Source organism: Mycobacterium sp. 1165196.3 (assembly GCF_001673415.1).
Classification (GTDB): Bacteria; Actinomycetota; Actinomycetes; order Mycobacteriales; family Mycobacteriaceae; genus Mycobacterium; species Mycobacterium europaeum_A.
This window is the reverse complement of sequence record NZ_LZLU01000214.1, coordinates 1-3,212: the sequence shown is the minus strand read 5'-3', so window position 1 is coordinate 3,212 and position 3,212 is coordinate 1. Positions and strand designations below refer to the sequence as shown.

The following is a 3,212-nucleotide window of genomic DNA, read 5'->3' as shown; positions in this document are numbered from 1 at the left end:
TCGATAGCAATGATCTCAGCGCCTTCCTCGGCGAACCGCACCGCATGCGAGCGGCCTTGCCCACGCGCCGCGCCGGTAATGAGTGCAACTTTGCCTTCGAATTGTCCTGCCATCATTTCCTCCTAACCGTTGCCGATCAATGTGCGCGCGCCAACCGGCGCGGCGATGATCGAGCCGCCTCGGTACAACATGTGATATCCCGACCCATGCCCGTCCCAAGGCCGCTGGTGGCGCGGCCGACTGGGCTTGCCAACCTGGGTGGCCTGTACGCGGGTACGAGTGCATGGAACGGCGCCTGACGAGCGATCATGCGTCCTCTGCTCTGGGCGGCAGCTGTGACGAGCCCGGCCGGGTTGCCGATCGGGGGTCTCTTGTCGGGCCGGCGGCTCGCTCGGCGTAGCGGTCAGCGCGGCAGACGATCCACACCACAATCACGCGGACATACAGATAGATTGCCGCGAAGAAGATCGGTGTGAGTGCAGCGGCATCCAAAGATTCGGTCTGGCCGGGCATTTCAAATCTCCGACGTAACGACGATGGAGGTGAGAGGTGCCGAGCTCACCCATCGCCCGCTGTGATGTTTATCCGCATTGGTCATAAGTTTCACGCTAGGGCGGTGACCGAACAGGAACTAGCCGTCGCACGCAGCCACCTAGACGAAATGCGTCTTACCCGCGCTCGTAACCGTTGCACTTGCCCAATGCCTCGATGGCGCAAACCAATAGCTGCACCTATACACCTCACCAAGCCCATGTCGGCATGGAGATGGCTACTGGGTTGGACCGACGAACAAGGTATTCAGCTCTAAGCCACCGTCGATACCGATGTCTTGTGCCGTAATGTATCCCGCGCCGTCACCGGCAAGAAAGGCAACCAGATCGGCCACCTCCTCCGGGCGACCGAATCGCTGGCTGGGTAGTGCGGCACGGATTCGCTCTTGGTCCCGCTGAGGCAAGGTCATGATCTTGGGGGTTGCGATCATGCCCGGCAACACCAGGTTGGCGGTTATCCCGTGCTCACAGTTCTCAATGGCAATAGTGCGCATCATCCCATGCAGACCGGCCTTGGAGGCGGCGTAGGCGACCTTACCGGAGGCACCCATGCGGCCCGCCATGCTTGAAATCGCGACTACGCGGCCAAAGCGACGTTCCCGCATGCCGGGGAGGCACGCCCGGATGACGCGAAAGGTGCCGGTGAGATTGACGTCGATATCGCGATCCCACTGCTCGAACGCTATTGAGTGCGCCGGGGCGAAGGTGTCAACAACCCCTGCCACCGCCACGCAGATGTCGATGTCTTCGACGGCCCACTGCGGAATAGGGTCAACCGGGAGGTCCATCACCACGTCGGCCGGGCCCACCATGTCTGTCGTACGGACCTTTATCCCGTCGGCCCGCAACCGGTCGCAGATGGCTGCACCGATTCCCCCGTTCGCTCCGGTTACAAACGCCCGTCGCTGCATCGACCCGCTCCTCCCATGTTTTGAGGTCTTGGCTTTCTGCCACGAAACATCGGCCTCCCGTTACGAGAGCGGAGTGGTAACTCATTGCCGTCTGTTGAGGCGGGACTACAGGCGAGCGAGACAACGCATCCGGTCATCCGTGGCTCGCCGCGCTACATCCGTCTGCGGTGCGAATATTTCAAACCCGTGGGGGGCGCCGGCATAAAGGTGAAATTCTGTCGGGATACCCGCCGCCATAAGCCGTTTCGCGTAGGTCAGGTCCTCATCGCAAAAGATGTCGAGTGCACCCACATCGATGTAGGCGGGCGGCAAACCGGACAGATCGTCGGCGCGCCCAGGCGCGGCGTATGGTGACACATCGTCGCTGCCGGCCATGTCTCCGAGAAACGCGCGCCAGCCGGTGATGTTGTCGTCGCAGTCCCACGTGCAGAACGGCTGGGTGCGTGCGTCAACCGTCGCAGTCCGATCGTCGAGCATGGGAGCCAGTAGTAATTGACGGGCCAGCGGCGGGCCGCCGCGATCCCTTGCCAGCAGAGTTACAGACGCTGCAAGCCCCCCGCCCGCGCTGCCTCCCATCACCGCGATGCGTGCCGGGTCGATGCCGAGATCTGTTGCGTGCGTGGCGAGCCAGCGGAGTGCGGTGTAGCAGTCTTCGACTGGAGTGGGATATGGGTGCTCGGGCGCAACTCGATAATGCACGGACAGCAGCGGCACGCCGGATGAGGCGACGTAGTTCCTCACCAGCATGTCGTAGCTTCGGTGCCAACCCATGATCATTCCGCCCCCATGCAAGAAAAGTGCGGCGCTGCCAGACGGACCGGTATCAGCACGGCGGTAAAGGAACAACGGCAGCTGTGTGCCATCAGTGGCCGTCGCAGTGAAACCGTCAACCTTGATCCCGTTGACGGGCGAGAGCAATGCCGAAGCCCGGTCTAAAGCGTGCTCGATGATGGTCCGCCGGGTCTGCCAATCACCGGCCGGCGGCCGAGGCATTGCCGCCCGAGCTGAGAGCAGGGGGCGGAGGATTCGAGCAAGCTGAGGGTCAATCGAAGCATCTTGATGCGCTGTCGCATTGGTGTCGGGGCTGACCGGATGCTCATAGCAACTCACGGCGCCGCGGCGATGGTCGGCCTCCATTTCTCGGATAGTGAGACTGCCCGAGGATGCCGCCGATTGACGCAGAGTTAATACACTGGCGGCCGGGCTGGAAGCGGGGCGACGCAAGGTTTCGGTCGGTGTCTCGCCGTACCGCGCAGCGTGGGCGGCGGCGAAGCGCCCGAGGTTGCTGAAACCCCACTGATAGGCAACCGAAGCCACAGTAACCGCGGACGCGTCGGACCTAAGCAACGTCTGGTGGGCTCGGCGCAGCCGAACCTCACGCAGATACGCCATGGGAGAAGTGCCCAGGTGCTGTCGGAATCCCTGCTGTAGTGACCGAACACTTACGTGACAGCGTGCGGCGATCGAGGACAGCGTCAGAGGTAAATCCGCTTCCCCTTCGATGATTTCGACTGCAGTACGAACGGCGCGCGGTGCGCCAAGCCGTTCCTCTTCGAAAAGGGCATTCCGGTAGGGATGGTCCGCGGCGAGTAAGAAGCCGCGCACCAGGCTGTCGGCGAACGGCGGTCCAACCAGCGGGTGGCTCAACACGGTGCCTGGCAGGAACAACTGCTCTTTGAACAGCACCACCATGCTGATCCAGCTGCGGGCCGGGGCTGCATCGGTGGACATGACCGGCGTGAAATCGGGT

2 protein-coding genes and 1 pseudogene are annotated in these 3,212 nt (G+C 62.6%); all 3 read right to left on the bottom strand.

From position 1 onward, the window contains the following. Positions 1-113 (bottom strand): annotated as a pseudogene (locus A5659_RS27890) (SDR family mycofactocin-dependent oxidoreductase); the annotation flags it as partial. 656 nt (positions 114-769) lie between these two features. Next, positions 770-1,462 (bottom strand): SDR family NAD(P)-dependent oxidoreductase, encoded by a 693-nt coding sequence (locus tag A5659_RS21845; RefSeq protein ID WP_067022817.1) that lies wholly within the window; start codon positions 1,460-1,462, stop codon positions 770-772. Positions 1,463-1,567: 105 nt separating this feature from the next. Further along, the coding region (locus tag A5659_RS27320; RefSeq protein WP_082976147.1) for an alpha/beta hydrolase fold domain-containing protein at positions 1,568-3,212 on the bottom strand (1,645 nt) is incomplete at its 5' end.